Source organism: Echinicola strongylocentroti (genome assembly GCF_003260975.1).
Taxonomy (GTDB): domain Bacteria; phylum Bacteroidota; class Bacteroidia; order Cytophagales; family Cyclobacteriaceae; genus Echinicola; species Echinicola strongylocentroti.
The window spans coordinates 4,901,678-4,920,555 of the sequence record NZ_CP030041.1 but is presented as its reverse complement, the minus strand read 5'-3'; the positions used below and the strand labels follow the sequence as shown (position 1 = coordinate 4,920,555).

The following is an 18,878-nucleotide window of genomic DNA, read 5'->3' as shown; positions in this document are numbered from 1 at the left end:
CGTCTAGTCTTTAATTACCTGTATCCAACCTTTAAACTCATGTTCGGTACCATCCTCATCATAGCACAAGAGAATGTAATAATAAGTACCCGCCGCTTGTCCCGGAGCATCCCAATCATTTTGGTAATCTTCCTGCTCCAGCACATGGTCACCGTACCTATTGAAAATCGTGATCCTATTGGTGTCAAACTTGCCCAGTCCCAGTACCTCAAAGGTGTCATTGTCACCGTCATTGTTTGGTGTGATCACATTTGGTATCCTGAATGGATTGATCTCATTGATGTCCGTGGCGGTATTATCATCCGGGTTAACATCGTCTTCAAACGCCTCTACTTCAGCCGTATTGGTGATCATCGCTGGACTGCCCGCTTCCACTTGTATGGTAATGGTCACCACACCACCCACAGGAAGTGACGGCATTGCCCAGGCCATCTGCTGGCCATTTACATTGGTATTGACTACGATATCATCACTGCTGGTGCTTATATCAGACCCCAAATAGGTCAACTCATCCGGCAGCACATCACTGATGATGACATTGGTAGCGTCCGTATCATGGTTATTGGTCACCACTAGTTCATATTCAAACTCATCACCTTCATATATGGCTGCATCAAAAGACGTTTTGGTGATGGCCAGGTCCACTTCATCATTCACCAACGTGATAGTAATAATGGCAGCATCGAAATTCTCCTCATCACCAGTTTCCAATAGATCGTAGGCCAATTCATAGTTCCTTGGTTCATTGACTCCCGGCACCACAGTGAGGTTTCCGTTATCTGCCACATTGAGCCCCAAAAGCCCATCATTATCAGTGACCACTATCGTGACATCTTCCGGCCTAGCAGACTCACCATTGAATAAGTCATTGTCCAGTACATTGCCCATGACCGCATCATAGCTAAGGACGAATTCTCCGAAATCATCATCATTGGCAATGATCTCCTCTTCCTCCAATCTACAGCTCAAACCATAGTCAAAATCCGGAACGTCTCCAGGTGTGACCATCTTGGCCAGTACTTGCTCAGTAGTAAACTCACAGATCAAGTTTTCCTGAATCGCAGAAAGCCTCGCCCCGCTATTTGGCAGCATTGACACCAGTCCTGTGGCGGCCAGCCCTATGCCGTTTCGAGCAAAAGTACTGTCAGGAACCAATGTAATGGTGTATTCGCCGTAAGGATCAGCGTTCTCAAGAGCATGCTGCCAGAAACCGTAGGCATTTATGGTCGCCTTACGGAAATAACCATTCGGTCCTTCTATTTCGATATTGGCTCCTTGAGGATTACCAAAGCCGGCCTTATTAAGTTCACCTTCGTTTTCAGGACCTTCATAGCTTCCGTCACCATTGAAGTCGAACCACTCCCAAGAGCTGATATCGACGATTGCTCTCGGTGTCAATGAGTTTTGGGTAACTTGTCCATCCCCATTAGCGTCAAACCATTCGTTTTGGACCTCATCACTGTTCAGGTCATACCAAACGTAGCCATTGATCACAGGGATTCCTGAAGGTGCATAAGGGAAATCAAACGTCAGATAGCCGCAGTTCTGAACAGTGATGACCTTGGAGTTGCCATTCACCGGGTAGAGTTCTTGGGTTTTGTTCAAATTCCTATCGAAGACCTGCAACGTATACCGACCTACTCCCACTCCTTCAAAAACGTATTGGCCATCATCGTCTGTCAGCACCATCAATCCTTCTCCAAGTTCATTGTTTTCAGGTACCAAAATCACTGGGACATTGCTCAACGGCAAATCACTGCCCTGGTCAAAGACACGACCAGTTAGGAGCGTATTATCTTCACAACCGACCTGAACTGTCGCCTGGTCTGTATCTTCCACCTCTTCACCATTGATCCCCTGCCCTGTTGCCGTGGCAGTGTTAATTATCGGAAGGGCACGGGCCAGGTCAACAACAGTCACCGTATATGCTTCCGTAAAGCTAATGGTATCTCCTGGCGCAAGCCCCGGAATGGTTTCGTCCAATCCCGTCAACGGATCCTCCACGGACACCTCTGTTAAATCCACATTTCCCGTATTGCTCACGACTAAAGTATAGGTGATCACTTCGCCATCTTCGTACACGATTGGTTTGTCAGCGGATTTCTCTATGTTAATCTGTGGATGTTGTAGGGCACTGACTTTGGCCGAATCCTGCACTTCGATAGCTACACCACTTGGAGGCAGACCACTTGCAGTGGCGATATTGGTCACACTGCCATTATTCAGGTCCTCTTGGGTTATGGTATAGGTCGTCGTCAGGGAGCTTGTATCTCCCGGAGCCAAACCACCAATTTCTTCCATTAGGCCTGTATGGGGATCCTGCACCGTTACTTGAGCAAGGCTTACCGCTCCTTTATTGGTAGTAATCAGCTGATAGGTTATTACTTCTCCCACCTCACTATACGTGGTCGGACTGGCTGTTTTAGTAAGTGATAGATTGGCTGTTTGTGCGGCTACTATCTGGAAGGAATCTTCATCTTCTACTATCACTTGACCAGGGGATGTCCCTTGGGTTACAGCCGTATTATTGATCTGTCCGGCATCCATATCTGCCTGTGTACTGGCATAGTTACTTTCCAGGGTAGTGCTTTCTCCTGGCTGGAGAACACCGATCACATCATCCATTCCTGTCAGAGGGTCGGTTATGGACACTTCTTCCAAGGTCACGTTACCGGTATTGATTACAGTAAGGGAGTAAAGGATATTTTCGCCTGCTTCATAGACGGTATCCCTATCGGCAGACTTTTCGAGCGAAATAGAAGGGATCTGGAACACATTTACCATAGCCGTATCCTGATCGGTCACAGGCGTTTGGTTTGGATCAAGCCCTTCCACAAAGGCTACATTCTGAATACTTCCAGCATCAAGGTCAGCCTGGGTAACTTCATAGGAGGCCTGTAGCGTCACCGTCACTCCCGGCGCCATTACCGCACCTGTTTCCCTAAAGCGGGTCATAGAGTCTATCAGCGCTAGGTCATACAAGGATACATTACCGGTATTGGTCACGGTAAGGGAATAAACCACCCGTTCGCCCACTTGGCTCACAGTATCTTTATTGGCTTCTTTCACTAAGCTTATAGCCGGTTCTTGTACCGCAAATACCTCAGCATTTGCCGTCTCTCTTATGGTATTTCCACTTGGCGATACCCCACTGGTATGGCCGGTATTGAACACAGAGCCTTTGTCCATATCCGCCTGCAAAATCCTGTAGGTACTTTGGACAGCAGCGCGTTGACCAGGACTCAATGTCCCCACATTATGGTCTAGCCCAGTCAACGGATCGGTCACCGCAACACTTGACAAGGTCACATTTCCGGTATTGACCACCTCCAAGGTGTAGTTTATCAGGTCTCCCACGGCGCTATATTCTACTACATCAGGAGTCTTGGTGAGCGCTATAGCGGGATTTTCCAGTGCTGGAACCAAAACGTCGTCCCTGATTTCTATTTGCCTACCTATCGGCGTATATCCTTTGGCCGTGGCTGTGTTGTGGACCTCTCCATGGTCAAGATCAGCTTGGCTGACCGTATATTCAGTAGTAAATATTACTTCTTGCCCCGGGATCAACTGAGGTACCTGCTCATCCATTCCAGTAAGAGGATCTTTGATGGTCACATTACTAAGCGTAGCATTTCCAATATTGGTCACTGTCACTGTATAGTCAATCACATCCCCTACTTCATCATAGCTGGTGGTCGTGCTGGTTTTTTCTATACTCATCCTTCCCAATCGCAGCGCAGTTACCCTAGCTTCATCCTCGCTGGTAATCTCCACCTGTCCAGGATCAACGGCCGTCACAGTAGCCGTATTGATCACCCTTCCTCCATCGATATCTTCTTGGGTGATGGCATAAGTGGTCGTATAAAGCACCGAGTCCCCCGGAGCAATGACCTCACCAGTACTCACAAAGCCCGTCAACGGATCACTCACCTCAGCATCCGAAAGGGTGGTATTTCCAATATTATAGGCAACCAACGTATAGGTGATTTCATCCCCCACCTCATAATACACCATAGGATCAGCTGTTTTTTCCAAGAGAATGGCTGAGGCTTGTAATCCCCTCACGCGTGCATCATCGGTGTCTTCTACCACTCTTCCTATTGGTGTGGTGCCCTCGGCGTAGACCAAGTTGGTCACTTCACCGCTGTCCAGGTCTTCTTGTAAAATGGAATAGCTAGTGGTATAGGTGATGGTATCTCCTGGAGCCATGGTCGGTACTGTTTCGTCCATGCCCGTCAATGGATCCGTCACATGAATATCGGTAAGGGTCACGATGCCTGCATTGGTCACCACCACTTGGTAATTGATCACATCACCTGCTTCATCAAAGGTTTGGGTAGCTGCGGTTTTACTTACACTTATTTTTCCAGAATCCACGGTTCTCACCGATTCGGTCAAGGCCCGGTCGTCGCTTTGCACCAATTGATCGGTCGGTGTATATCCTTCCGCAGTAGCGACATTTATGATTCTTCCATTGTCAATATCCTGTTGGGTAACGGTATAATCGGCCGTGAAAGTCTGCACCTCACCGGGAGCTAACCCACCAATAGTCTGGTCAAAACCAGTTAGCGGATCATTGACCGTCACGTCAGTAAGAGTGACGGTCCCGATATTCTCCACTGTCAAGGTGTAGGTAATCACTTCTCCTGGAGCGTAGTAAATTTTTACGGAGGCGGACTTGTTCAGCTCTATGGCTCCTTCCCCGCGGGCCACGATGGTGGCCTTATCCACGTCTTCCACTTCCTGCCCATCCAGTGTCAGTCCTGATGCTGTAGCGGTATTGACCACAATCACCCCATCAATATCTGTTTGGGTAAGGGTATAATCGAGTGTGTAGCTTTCGGATTGGCCAGGGGAAAGACCGGGGATGCTCTCGTTAAACCCTACCTTATCATCTACTATGTCCACATCGGTCAAGGTAAGGTTTCCGGCATTGCTTACGGTGATGGTGTAGGTCACCACATCTCCTGCGGCATCAAAAATCTTGGGATCAGCCGTCTTATCAATAGTAATGGCTCCGGCCCTCAAGGCATCCACCTCTTCAGTATCTTCGTCAAACACCCTTTCGCCACTAGGTGATTTCCCATCTGCCATGGCCGTATTTTCTACAATTCCTCCATCTATATCTGCCTGTGACACCGTATAGCTGGTAGTATACGTGCGACTTTCACCAGGTGCCAATGTAACCACAAAACTATCCAAACCTGTGAGCGGATCATCGACATTGACCTCCTGTAAGGTGACATTTCCGATATTGGTCACTCCGATGGTATAGGTAATTACTTCCCCTGGGCTACTATAGGTTTTTGGGGAGGCCGTTTTTACTACCTCGATACCAGGAGCCTGCTTCGCAATGATCGTGGCCATGTCTGTGTCAGCTGCTTGCGTGCCATCAGGAGCATTGCCTTGGGCGGTGGCTTCGTTGACCACAGTACCTACATCAAGATCATTTTGGGTGATCGTGTAGGGCACTGTGAAGGTAACTGTAGAGTCCGGTGCCAATTGTGGCGTAACTTGACTAAAGCCACTTAGTGGATCATCCGTTAGGACATTATGGAGAGTGACATTTCCTTCATTGGTAACGGACAAGGTATAAGTGATTTCTTGCCCTTCCGCAGCATAAGTCTTCGGATTTGCTGTTTTATTCAGGGAAAGCTCTATTAACTGATCTGCAGGAATTACCACGGTGGCTTCATCACTTACTTGTGTAGCTGAAGGACCCACTCCGGTCACAACTGCATGGTTGGTAATATTACCATGATCCATATCTACTTGTGTGGCCATGTAGGTACTGGTGACCTCCACTTGCTGGCCAGGAGCCAAGATACCCACGGTATCTGTAAAGCTGTTATGGGGATCGCTAATGACGACTTCTTCCAACGTCACATTACCTATATTGGTCGCCACCAATGTGTAGGTGATGATCTGTCCTACTTCACCAAAGCTTGTGACATTGGCGGTTTTATCCAACTGAATTGCGGGGTTGCGGACGGCAAGCACCTCAACGCTATCTTCGTCTGACACTTCATCTCCTGCGGGAGAAAGTCCACTTACAGCTGCATTATTGATCACCGATCCGGCATCCAAATCTCCCTGTACAATAGTATAAGATGCATCTACCGTGACCGTTTCCCCTGGTGATAGCTCTCCGATCTCTTGGTCTGTACCGCTCAACGGATCCGTAACTTGGACAGGGGCCAATGTAACGTTCCCGGTATTGTGTACCTCAAGGGAATAATTGATTACATCATTTACTTGGTCATATTCGTTTACATCACTGGTTTTTATAAGTGAAATATCAGCTGTCTGAATGCCAGTGACGACTACCGATGCACTATCCGTAACTGTTTGGTCATTGGGCGCAGTCCCGATGACCACTGCATCGTTCACCACTTGCCCTGCATCCATATCAGCCTGTGTCACAGTATATCGTGTGACGAGGGTTTTTCGCTCTTCCGGTTCCAGTGACCCTATCACCTCGTCCAAGCCTGTCAAAGGATCGGTTACCGTCACCTCATTGAGCGTCACATTACCAGTATTGACCGCTGTAAGGAAATACCTGATGACATCACCTGCCTGATCAAAATTACCGATACTGCTTCCTTTGGTCAGGTCAATGGCTGCGTTTTGTATGCCATTGATCACCAATGTATCCTCATCTTCCACACGGTCTCCTGACGGAGTATTGCCCCTGACAGTGGCAATATTGGTGATACTACCTCTGTTAAGGTCTTCTTGGGTGACTGTGTAAGAAGCAGTAAAGACCTTGGTCTCCCCTGGAGCCAACTCCCCTCCATTGAGGTTGATGCCCGTCAATGGGTCTGTCAAACTTCCATTGGTCAAGGAAACATTTCCTGTATTGGTCACCGTCAGGGTGTAGTTTATCACTTCACCCACTGAGGAATATTCATCCACATCGGCTGTTTTCACAAGCTCAAGACTTGGAGTTTGCTCTGCAGGGACATTTGCGGTATCCCTATCGATCAAAAGATAACTATTGGGTGTTCTCCCCTCGGCAGTGGCCACATTGGTCACCACACCATTGTCCAAGTCCGCTTGGGTACTTAGGTATGCTGTATTGTAGGTCAGGCTAGCGCCAGGTTCCATCGTGCCCACCGACTGGTTCAGCCCCGTAAGGGGATCCGTTACAATGACATCGGTAAGGGTAACATTCCCGTTATTGCTTACGGTTATTTCATACGGAATGGTAGTCCCTACCGAAGCAAAGGATGGAAGCTGAGGGAGTTTCTCTACAGTAATCTCTCCTGATCGTTTTGCGAGTACGTTTTCCTCATCCGCATCACTTACATTTTGATTGGCAGGTGTAGTTCCGTTGGCAATGGCCGTATTGGCTATTTCGCCTGCATCCATGTCCTCTTGGGTGACCGTATAGGTGGTGGAGAACTGTTCACTTTGTGCAGGATCCATGCTTGGAATCGTTTCAGTAAGCCCCGTAAGCGGGTCTGTTACGACCACATCTGTGAGGGTTACATTTCCGATATTGGTCACCACAATTTCATAATTGATCTCTTCCCCAGCCGCATTGACAGTACCTATATCAGCAGTCTTCGTGACTTGGATTTCACCCGATCGCCTTACCAAGACTATAGCCCGGTCCTCTACCGTTCCACTTTGGCCGTTTGGAGCCACCGCTGTGGCAGTGGCCACGTTGGTTATTCTACCATAATCGATTTGGGCTTGGGTGGCTTGATAGGTAACCGTGTAAGTCTGTGAAGCGCCTGGCTCCATGGTGCCTACCAATTGCTCCGCCCCGATCAAGGAATCCGAGATCCTGACTTCCGTGAGGGTAATATTGCCGGTATTGGTAAGGACAAATGTGTAGGTGATTTCCTCCCCAGCTTGACTGATCAATAGCGGATCCGCAGTTTTCTGAAGATCCAAGCTGGCAGACCATAAAGGAACAACGACCGCACGGTCTTCATCAGTCACCATGTCCCCATCAGGAGCAGTTCCTGTCGCCGTCGCCGTATTGGCCAGCTCACGTCTGTCCACGTCTTCTTGGGTGGTGGTGTAAGTGGTGCTGAACGTTTCAACTTGGCCAGGAGCCATAGTCGCTATGGTCTGGCTGAAGCCCGTCAATGGATCGGACACCACTACATCAGTTAGTGTTTGGTTACCTACATTCTCTACACTCAAGGTATATTCGATGACATCGCCTGCTTCTGCAAAAGTGTTTACGTTTGGCTCTTTGGTAATTTCTATGGCGGGGACACTGTAGGAATAAACGCGGAATTCATCAAAGTCACTTACCTCTTCTCCATCGGGCATTTGACCTGTCGCTGTAGCTCTATTCAGTAAGGTGGTGTTATCAACATCCGCTTGGGAAACCACATATAAAGTATTGAAGGTTTCATACTCCCCAGGTGCCAAACTCGGAATCGTTTCATTAAGTCCTGTTATAGGATCGATGACCGTTACATTGGTCAAGGTGACGTTACCTTGGTTGATCACATTAACGGTATAGGTGATTTGATCACCGGCCTTGGTAAAGTACCTCGGTGTGCCGAATTTTTCTATTCCAATGGCACCAGCTTGCAACGCATCCGCCTCAAAGGAATCCTCATCACTGAGCGTTTCTCCATCTGGGGCCTCGCCAGTGGCCGTGGTGGTGTTTAGGAAGCTGCCATTGTCCAGGTCAGCTTGGGTAAGCTCATATTCCAAGGCCGTGTAAGTCTTGGTCTGCCCCGGTGCTAATTCACCCAGGTTTTGTTCAAAATCAAGTTGTAGATCGGTAAAGGTGACATTGCTCAGTGTCACGTTTCCGGTATTGGTGACAGCCAACTCATATTGGATCACCTGACCGACCTCATCATAGGTGAAGCGGTCTCCTTCTTTGGTCACCTCGATTGCTTTGATCTGATCGGCCGTCACCAAAAAGTCATCCGAATCATTGACCAGCGTTCCGTTGGCAGCGGTACCGCTAGCTGTAGCGGTATTGGGGATTCGGCCATTATCCATGTCCGTTTGGGTGACCACATGGCTGTCGTTAAACGTCAGCGTTTCTCCTGGATCTAATACCTCGATTGTCTCACTCAAGCCCGTCAGCGGATCATTCACCACCACATCAGAGAGTGTCAGGTTACCGCTATTGGTTACCGTGAAGGTGTAGTTGATGCGCTCGCCCACCTCAAACACGGAGGACCTATCCCCTTCCTTGGTGAGCTCAATCGCTGGGTTTTGGATGGCAGAGACAATTGCGTCGTCACTGTCACTTACTTCCTGACCGTTTGGATCCGAGGCAGTGGTAGATGCCGTATTGGTGATTTCTCCCTGATCCAAGTCCGCTTGGTCTATGGTAATCGTAAACTCATAAGTCTCGCGCTCTCCTGGTGCCAAAGTAGTGATCGACTCATCCAGCCCCGTCAAGGGATCCTCTACAGTGACCGCTGAAAGTGTCACATTACCGGTATTGGTCACCACTATCGTATAGGCGATTTCTTCTCCAACTGCTTCATAATTTAGTGGTGAGGCCGTTTTGGTGACCGTTATTTCTGGAGACTGGATGGCCGTAACGGTCACCTCATTGGACGTATTGGTGATCCGCTGGTCATTGACATCCAATCCCGAAGCGGTCGCTTGGTTGGTATAGCTACCTGCATCCAGGTCTGCTTGGGTAATGCTATGTTCGGCAGTGACACGGGCTGTTTTTCCAGGAGAGAGTGTGGTGATAGGGCTACCGTTGGTAATTTCGGCTTTTGGATCTGTCACCACAATATTGTGCAAGGTGACATTTCCGGTGTTTACCACTTCCAGTTCATAAAGAACCACATCGCCAACGGCTTCATAAACCGGTGTGGTAGTAGCTTTTGTAATTTCGAAGGAAGCAGTCTGAATAGCTGTCAAGGTCACCTCATTCGAGACTACTGATTGGGAATTGTCCAAGGGGTCTTTGCCGGTAGCCGTGGCCTGATTGGTATAGCTACCTTGGTCTATATCTGCCTGCACCACCACGTGTTCGGCACTGATCTCTGCCGATGCACCTGGGGCCAAGCTTGCTATTGGACTACCAGAAATAATTTCGGCTTTTGGATCCGTCACTTCTATATCATGCATGGTCACATTACCGGTATTCGTCACCACAATGGTATACGGTATCGATTCCCCTACTGTGCTATAGGTAGTCTTGGAGGAAGACTTGACCACTTCCATTGCGGGATTCTGGATAGCGGGAACGACTACCTCATTGGAGTTGTCGGTGACATTTTTGTTGTTTGGATCCTTACCGGTCGCCTTACTGATATTGACGTATTCCCCAGCATCCAAATCCGCCTGTACCACTACGTGTTGGGCATCCAGTGTGATGGATTCCCCTGGTGCCAATTGGGCGATATTAGTGCTGCCGAGGAAGTCAGCCTTGGGATCAGTCACATTGATATTGGAGATGGTCACATTTCCTGTGTTCTCCACCGTGATGGCATAGTCGATCACGTCTCCTACCTCATCGTACTCGCCCGTTGTGGTTGATTTGGTAACCGTCAATTGTGGGTTTTGGATGGCCGGTACGGTCACCCTGTTCGTCGTTGCACTGATGGGATTTCCATTTGTATCGTCACCTATTGCCGTAGCTTGGTTGGTGTATTTCCCTGCATCGAGATCCTCTTGTGTCACTATGTGAATGCCATTGAGTACCACATTTTCATCTGGTGCAATGGAGGCTACGGGATTGGTACTGGTAATTTCTGCATTAGGGTCATCGACCAACACATCCGAGAGGGTGACATTGCCGGTATTGGTCAGCGTAAACGTATAGCGAATGGTGTCACCCACTGCGTCATAGTTATTGGTGGAGCTGGCCTTGGAAGCTGACATGCTTGGCAATTGCGTCCCTATAAGCAGTTCTGAATCTGAATCCGTCAATTCATTGCCATTGATATCGGTACCGGTTATCGTGGCCGTATTGGCGATCTCCCCTCTATCCACATCTTCCTGTGTGATCGTATATGGTTCGTCAAAGCGCTGCCTTTCCCCAGGATCCAATTGGTCAATTTCAATGGTTTGGTTGATCAAGGTATCTACGATGGTGAGATCGAACAAGGTGACGTTGCCGGTGTTTTGGGTGACCAAGGTATAATGGACCACCTCTCCTGCGTTAATGTATCCATTTTCTGAAACACCTTTGATCAGGTCTAGTGCAGGTGATTGGGAGCCATTGATCACTTCGATATCCTCACTGGTAACCGTATTGCCGTCAGGATCCAGTCCCGTGGCAGAGGCCGTATTTTCTATAGACCCGACATCCAGGTCATTTTGGGTAACGGTATAGGTCTCATTATAAGTATACACCTCTCCTGGCGCCAAGGAAGGAATGGTCTCTGTCAAGCCTGTCAATGGGTCGAGGACTTCTACTTCGGCAATGGTCTGGTTACCCGTATTGGTCACCGTAATGGTATAATTAAGTACTTCGCCAGGAGCGGTAAATCCTGTTTCCTCTACGGATTTTGTAATGGTCAGTTGAGGATTGGTGATGGCTGGGACGATCGCTTCTCCTGTGGCATCTTCTAAGCTTCCGGCGGCTACTGTTCCCGAGGCTGTAGCGGTATTGACAAACTCCCCATTGTCCACATCTGCCTGCACCGTTCTGTAATTGGCAGAATAATTCCACGTCTCACCAACGTCCAATTGATTGTCCTGATCCACATCTCCGCCTCTGTAGGTAGGCCCTTCGCTGACCTGTCCATCCAATAACTGGACTTCGCTAATGGTGACATTACCGGTATTTTCCAACTGCAATTCAAAAATCAGCAAATCATCCTGACTGTTAAAGGAATTGGGCTGTGTCGTACTGACTTTTGTAAGTGTCCAAGCAGGGTTTAACGCGGCCGGAACGGTCTCATCATCACTGATATCGGCCAAGGATCCACCCGCGGGATTTCCTGAGGCAGTGGCTGTATTGTTATAACTTCCTGCGTCCAAGTCCGCCTGTGTCGCAGCATGGGCTACTTCATAGACCCAAGTTTCATCCACATCCAATTCCATGTCTCCATCAGTATCCCCTCCTTCCAAAACGGGACTACTATCCGCTCCAGGATCAGAAATCGTAATGTTTCTGATAGAAACATTACCGGTATTTTGCACGGCAATTTCGTAAGTCAGCTGATCACCGGGGTTACTGTAGGTATTAGGTGAAGTAGTACTGGTTTTCACAATTGTCCAAGATGGATTCTGCACAGCTGAAACGGTCGCAGAGGCCGTTCCATTGGAGAGATTACCTCCTGCAGGAGTCCCGGAAGCGGTAACGGTATTGGTAAAGCCACCATTGTCCACGTCTTCTTGTGTGGTCGTATAATCTGCCGAATAAGTCCAGGTTTCGCCCACTTCCATGATGCCATCATCATTGGTATCACCCGACTGGTAATCTGGACCATTGGCCGCCTGAGGGTCGGATGCATTTACATTGCTGATGGTTATATTGCCGGAATTGGTGACGGTAATTTCATAATTGATCAATTGTCCGGGTTGATCAAATTCGCTGATATCTGGTGTTTTGGTAACGGTAAATTGAGGGTTTTGTACAGCAGGCACCACTACGGTACTGGTCTCATTGACCGGATTATCATCATAATCGACCCCATCCACTGCGGCTGAATTGGTCACATTGCCATTATCCAAATCCTCCTGGGTAACCGTATAGGTGGCTGTTACCTGCTCCACATCCCCAGGGGAAAGGGTGCCAATATTGGTATCCAAGCCTGTCAACGGATCCGTAACCACTAAGTCAAAGAAAGAAATATTGCCGGTGTTGCTAACAGTAATGGTATAATTGATCTCATCACCAACAGCTGCATAGGAAGCTTCAGCTGCGGATTTCTCAAAGCTTAACTGCGGATTTTGGGCAGCAGAGATCCTGACGGTATCCTGGTCCATCAGTACTTCTCCCATAGGAGCCGTAGAAGTAACATCGGCAATATTTTCTACGTACCCCCTGTCCAAATCTTCCTGAACAACCGTATAAGTGAAGTCAATCCTCTGCAATTCGTCGGGAGCCAGCGTGGCAAAAGTTTGGTCAATCCCCATGGTCGGATCCGTCACTTCTACATTGCTGAGCGTCACGTTACCTTCATTCCTTACAAGGATGGCATAGTTCAAAACATCTCCTACCGATTTATATCCTTTTTCACGGACGCCTTTTCTGAGTTCAATATCCGGAGTCTGCGTCCCATAAATGATCTTGGTATCACTATCTGCCAACACCTCTGGAGTGGAGGTTTCGGCTGTGGCGGTGTTGGAAATCACCGCATCGTCTACGTCCTCTTGCGAAACAGTATAGGTCAATTCATACACCTCACTTTCACCAGGATCCAAGGAGGCAATGGTGGTATTCAATCCTGTGAGCGGATCGGTAACGGTGATGTCCGTTAAGGTGACATTCCCCGAGTTGATAACAGTCACGGTGTAATGGAGCTCTTGACCATCATCACTATACCCGAATTCCTCCAATTCTTTAATGACCCTAAGCTCTGGTCTATCTTCACCAGATGGGTGTATGGTATTGTCATCACCATCGGTCACATCATCACCGTCTGGATCTTGGCCTTCAGCAGTGGCAGTATTGGTAATGGATCCATTTGTCACATCCGCTGTTGTGACGGTATATTGTTCGGTGAAGGTTACTGTCTCCCCCGGTGCCAAGGTCGGTATGGTTTCATTCATACCTGTCAGCGGATCGGTAACGACCACATTGGTCAAGGTCACATTGCCCGTATTGGTCACCGTGATGTTATAAGTAATCACCTCTCCATCAGTATACTCATCCTGTACAGAGGACTTATTCACGGTCAGTTCTGGATTTTTGGCACCATTGGTAGTGGTCTCATCTGTATCGACTACCTCATTGCCATCGGGATCCAGCCCATCAAATTCCACTGTATTGACCACTGTACCAGCATCTACCTCTTCTTGGGTGACGATGTGCTCTGTCGTAAACAAAAGTGTATCTCCCGCCTCCAATAGCGGAATATCTTCAGTAAATCCAGTCAAGGGGTCTGTCACCGTGGCATCGGTAATGTCCACATTACCAGTATTGACCAGAGCAATATTATAATGTAAAGTATCACCAGCCTGATAGAAGGCACTTTCATCGACAGTTTTGATAAGATTTACCTGGCCAGTCTTTCCGCCATTAATGGTCACTTCATCGTCATCGACCTGCTGTCCTGTAGGGTCATCAGCCGTCACCTCAGCGGTGTTGGTCACAGAGCCATTGTTCACATCCGCTTGTGTCACAATATAGGTCACGGGTATTTCCACCGTCTCCCCTGGAGCCAACTCAGGGATGGTCTGATTTAAGCCAGTAAGAGGGTCCGTTACCACCACATTGGTCAAGGTGACATTTCCGGTATTGGTGACCGTGAGGGTATAGTTCAGTTCATCCCCTACACCCGTATACCCTTGGTCACCAAGTGACTTTTCAATAGAAACGGATGGATTTTGGTCAGCATTGGCGGTAGCATCGTCTGTGTCCTCTAGTGGGTTTCCGTCCAGGTCCTGTCCATTGGTCGAGGCGGTATTGGTGATGCTACCGTTGTCCACATCCTCTTGCGTCACGATATAAGGCACCGTGAAGGTCCTGCTTTCGCCTGGTTGGAGGGTGCCGATGGACTCATTTACGCCCAGCATAGGATCAGTAGCCACCACATTATTGAGCGGCATATTACCGGTATTGGTCACCACGATCGTGAATTGGATTTGCTCACCGGCAGTGTCATAAGTGGATGGATCGACCGATTTATCAATGCTCAATTCGGATATCTGCACCGCATCGATGGTCTCCTCGTCTGTGACATCATCCAAGGTGCCATTGCTAGGGTCTCCTGAAGCAGTGGCCGTATTGGTAAAGCTGCCATTATTGATATCTTCTTGGGTGATCTGGTAAGTCACTTGATAGGTCCATGTCTCATCCGGGTCAATCTGTCCGTCACCATCCGTATCTCCAGATTGGTAAGTCGGCCCAGAAGTGGCCAATGGATCGTCTATTACTGGATTAAGAATGGAAGTGTTCCCGGTATTGTCCACCTCTATGGTGAAGGTTACATTTTCGCCTACCGTCTGGTAAGTAGGCTGAGCGGCGGTTTTGGTGATCGCCCAGCTAGGTAAAACCTCAGCAGGAACAGTTTCATCATCAGAGACCTCAGGCAATGTACCTCCTATGCTATTGCCACTGGCAGAAGCTGTATTGGTGTAGCCGCCATTGTCAATATCATTTTGGGTAACAGTATAAGTGACCTGATATGTCCACGATTCTCCCACATCCAAGACCTCCGGATTGGTGTCATCACCTGACACATAAGTGGGGCCGGAAGTAGCTTTGGGGTCAAAAACACTCACATTATTGATAGAGACATTTCCGGTATTTTCGATTACAATATCATAGGTAAGTTCATCACCGACCTGGGCGTAGGAATTGGATGGGTTGGTGTTGGTCTTGGTAATGCCCCATTCCGGCAGTTGATCAGCATCCACTGTTTCATTGGCCGTTTCTTCTTTTAGGGTGCCTGCAGCTGGATCACCATTGGCCGTAACGTTATTGGTAAAGCTTCCCGCATCGATATCTTCCTGGGTCACTTCATGGGTGGCGGTGTACACCCATGATTCTCCTACATCCAGCGTTCCATCCCCATCATCATCCCCGGAGGTGTACGTGGGTCCGGTAGTGGCTTGTGGATCGTCGACTACCGGGTTTTCGATGGTGATATTTCCCGTGTTGGCCACTACGATTTCATAGGTAATTACCTCTCCTACCGCATCATAGCTTGTTTGGTCGGTGTTTTTGCTTAGTGAAATTTTGGGAGTTTGGGATGCATTGATGATTTCACTGTCCTCGCTGGGCAGTTCATTGCCATCGGGGTCGGTGGCTGAGATAGAAGCGGTGTTCGTTATGCTTCCATTGTCAATATCTTCTTGGGTAACGGTGTACGTAGTCGTAAACTCGATGATTTCCCCGGAATTGATGATATCAATATTATCGGTAAAATCCGTCAATGGATCAGTAACAGTGACATCAGAAAGCGATACGTTTCCACTGTTCTGAACATAAACCGTATAGGTGATTTCTTCTCCCACTTGGCTATAGCCACTTTTATCAGAGACTTTAAGGACACGGATGGCGGGGTCTTTTACCGCAGGAACAGTCACCTCATCACTTACATCGTCCAGCTCTCCCCCAGCAGGATTTCCATCTGCCGTCACGGTATTGGTAAATGAGCCATTGTTCAGGTCATCTTGGGTCACCTCATGGGTAGCCGAAAACTGCCAGGTTTCCCCTGGAGCCATGACCTGATCCCCTCCACTATCTCCCGAGATATAAGTAGGGCCGTTGGTGGCCTGGGGATCTGTCACATTAATGCCCGAAATAGAAACATTGCCCGTATTGGTCACTTCGATGGTATAACTCAATACTTGACCTACTTGGGTATAATTGATCTCCTCAGTGCTTTTTTCTATCGTCCAAGCAGGCTCTTGGATAGCAGGGACCGTTTCGTCATCTGACACATCTTCCAAATCCCCTCCTGCAGGATCCCCTGTCGCTGTAGCGGTATTGGTGAAGCTACCGTTGTCGATATCTTCCTGTGTGACCGTATAGCTGGCACTAAATACCCATTCCTCACCCACATCCAAGGCCTGATCATTGTCACCATCTCCTGAGACGTAAACAGGCCCATTGGAGGCTTTTCCATCAAGTACAGCTACCTCTTCGATGGACACATTCCCCGTATTGGTTACCGTAATTTCATAATCGACCACATCCCCGGGATTGGTATACCCACCGGTAGTGGTGGCGTTTTTTTCGATGGCCCAAGAGGGATTTTGTACTGCTGGGACCGTTTCATCATCACTTACATCCGTCAGGTCACCTCCTGCGGGTGTCCCTGATGCAGTCGCAGTATTGGTATACTCACCAGCATCGATGTCTGCTTGTGTAACGGTGTACGTAGCCTCCAATGTCCAGGTCTCTCCCACATCGAGTACTCCGTTACCATTGTCATCTCCCCCTATCAAATCCGGCCCATTACTGGCAGAAGGATCACTTACATCCACGTTGCTGATAGTAACATTCCCTGTGTTTTCAAGGATGATCTGATAAGACAACTCCTCTCCAGGATTGGTAAATTCGTTAGGGGAAGAAGTACTTGACTTCGTCAACGTCCAAGAAGGGTTTTGTACCGCATCGATGGTTTCGTTATCACTGGCAGGATCAAGGTCGCCTCCAGCGGGAGTTCCTGAAGCCGTGGCGGAATTGGTGAAGCTGCCATTGTCAATATCTTCTTGTGTCACGGTGTAGCTGGCGGCAAAAGTCCACGTTTCTCCCACATCCAGTACTTGGTCCGAATCCAGGTCTCCACCAAGGTAGGAAGGCCCCTCGCTGACTTGGGCATCGGTGAGATCCACCTCCGAGATGGAAACATTCCCCGTATTTTCCAATGTAAAATCAAAAGTCACCACATCACCTGGATCGGCATATTCATTGGGTGAAGTGGCGCTGGTTTTGGTCAGCACCCAATTGGGATTTTGTTGGGCTGCTACGGTGGCTTCATCAGTTGCAGCGGTAAGGTCTCCATCCAATGGCGTCCCTTGGGCAGATACGGCATTGGTAATATTTCCATTATCAATATCCTCTTGGGTAACCGTATAGGTGGCCGTATATATCCATGTCTCACTGGGATTTAAAACGCCGTCACCATTACTGTCCCCACTGCTCAGCACGGGAGCAGCGTCTACGAGCTCATCGGAGAGCTGTACATTGCTGATATTCACATTGCCTGTATTCTCCAAGCGAATCTCAAATCCCACTTGGTCACCCGGAACCGCATAATTGTCATCGCTAGCTGATTTATCAATCTCCCATGAAGGGCTGGCTAGAGGCGATAAGGTGACAGATGAGGTATTGTCATCCGTATCAGGATCCAGTTCATTTTGGTTGGTGATGGCTGCTTCTAGCTGATAGGAAGTATTCTGCGAAATGGGTTGCAATACCAACGCCACTATATTAAGGGTGGCTTGGTTTCCAGCGCTCAGATCATTGATTTGCCAAGTCGCTGCATCAGGATCAAAGCTTCCGGAACTGGAATTACTGGACACATACTCCAACCCATCTCCCAAGCTGCCCGCCATCAGAAGCCCTGTAGCCGTAGAGGGGCCTGCATTATCCACTGTTATCGTGAAAGTAACCTCCTCACCTATCTGAGGGCTAGTGGTGGATACAGTCTGTGTGATAGAAGTAGCCGCTACAGGAATCGGGGATAATGTGACATTGGAAGTATTATTGCCAGGGAAATTGTCGTTCTGATTGGCACTTACTGATGCGGATGCTGTATAATTACCTTTAGGATTGACCTCGGCGACGATCTGCAAGGATGCTGTGGCACCGGCTCCCATGATCCCAAGACCCCAATTTCCTGTGGATGGGTCATAATCACCACCACCATTATCACTGACATAGCTGAGCCCATTGGGCAAGGTGTTCGTAACAATCACCCCAGACGCAGGTGAATCTCCCGCATTTTGGACCGTCAACGTAAATACGACATTGTCACCGACATTAGGAGAGGCATTATCGACCACCATGCTGACCTGCATGTCCGTAGTAATGAATTGTGCATTAGCAGATGGCATCCTTACCAAGCCAAAAAGTATCATGAAAAGTAATAGCGTATTGCGAACCACAACCATAAGCATAAATAGTTTTGAGAGAAAGGGATATTTTCCCGTTCATTTTCCCTTTTTATCTGTTGAACCCGGAATATGCATTAGCTTATCTATAGCGATTCCTAATGCATAATCTGGATTGAAATCAATGCGTACTGGGAGAAATCAGCTTTTCGTTGAATGCCAATAGTTTAACTTCTCCATTATAGAGTAAA

General features: G+C 48.4%; 1 protein-coding gene. It reads right to left on the bottom strand.

What is annotated here, in order from left to right:
• Positions 1–3: 3 nt before the first annotated feature.
• Entirely contained in the window at positions 4–18,654 is an 18,651-nt protein-coding gene (locus DN752_RS19325; RefSeq protein ID WP_245949318.1) for a DUF7507 domain-containing protein, read from the bottom strand.
• Between the last annotated feature and the right edge of the window lie 224 nt (positions 18,655–18,878).

What these genes read in the sequence shown, in the direction of transcription:
- DN752_RS19325 (WP_245949318.1), bottom strand. Translation starts at nt 18,654, where the DNA reads ATGATACTTTTTGGCTTGGTAAGGATGCCATCTGCTAATGCACAATTC.